At 67.6% G+C, this 1,224-nt stretch carries 1 protein-coding gene; it reads right to left on the reverse strand.

The window, feature by feature from the left end; translation table 11 throughout:
• Positions 1-47: 47 nt before the first annotated feature.
• A complete protein-coding gene (locus FPZ41_RS46615) occupies positions 48-1,121 on the reverse strand; it encodes an ABC transporter substrate-binding protein (RefSeq protein ID WP_152870946.1) in 1,074 nt (357 codons plus the stop codon).
• Positions 1,122-1,224: the final 103 nt, after the last annotated feature.

The following is a 1,224-nucleotide window of genomic DNA, read 5'->3' on the forward strand; positions in this document are numbered from 1 at the left end:
CGGTGGGGCGGGGCACGCTTTGGGTCGTCGGCCGCCCCACCCGACGGTCACTTGGAGCTGACCTCGCGGGCGAACCGCTCGACCCACGTGTCGCGGTTCTTCACGACCGTGCCGGGGTCGAGGGTGCGGAAGCCGGCACCGACCGGGTCGGTCGCCGCCTTCCCGGCGACCTTGCCGAGCACCGAGGGGATCGTGGCGTCCGGGTTCACCGGCATGTCGCCGATGACCTTCGCGGCCTGGGTCTGCGCCTCGGCGGACAGGTAGTAGTCGATGAACGCGTACGCGGCCTTCAGGTTCTTGGCGTCCTTGGGGATCATCATCCGGTTGGTCGCCATGTACTTGCCCTTGCTCGGCGCCACCCAGCTCACCGGCTCACCGGACTGGATGAGGGAGGTGGCGAACGCGCTGATCGCAGGGGCGGCGACGATCTCGCCCTGGGTCAGCAGGTTCGTCACCTCGGTCGAGGACGAGTAGAACTGCAGGGTGTGCGGACCCCAGGAGCCGAGCTTCGCGTACGCGGCGTCGATGTCGTACGGCCCGCTGCCGTAGGTCTCGCCGACACCGGACACGGTGAGCTGTCCCGAGGTGACCGAGATGTCGGGCAGCGCGGTCTTCTTGGCGTACTTCTTGTCGCCGTACACCGCCCAGTCGGCGGCGGTCTTGGCGTCGAGCTTGTCGGTGCGGTAGAGGGTGCCGTTGAGCTGGTAGGTGTACGCCGGTCCGTCGTACGCCTCGTCGACGGCGAAGCTGCTCAGCTTGGACATGTTCGGCACGTCCTTGGCGCCGAACTTCTGGAAGAGCCCCTTCGACTGGCCCAGTGCGGCGTAGTAGTCGGAGATGAGCATGACGTCCACGTCCGCCCTCCCGCCCGCTGCCTCAAGTCTGGTCAGGCGGGTGGCGTTGTTGCCCGTGTCGAGCTCGACCTTGTAGCCCGTCTTCTTCTCGAAGGGCTCGATGACGGCCTTCGTCAGCTCCTCCGAACCGAAGGGGAAGGAGCTCACGACGAGGGTCTTGCTGTCGCTTCCGCCGCCGGCGGCGGAGCAGCCGGCGACGGTCGTGGCCAGTGCCGTGGCGACGACGAGTGCTGCTGTGGAGCGATGGCGCCGAGGAGTGGTACGCACGAAGGGGTCCTTCCGAGGGTATGGCGAAGGGAGGGCTGAGCGGGAGGAGAGGAAGAAGGAGAAAGAGGGGGAGCGGGGGAAAGCGGGGAGAGCGGGGGAAAGA

The sequence above is a fragment of the Streptomyces acidicola genome (assembly GCF_009377235.1).
Classification (GTDB): domain Bacteria; phylum Actinomycetota; class Actinomycetes; order Streptomycetales; family Streptomycetaceae; genus Streptomyces; species Streptomyces acidicola.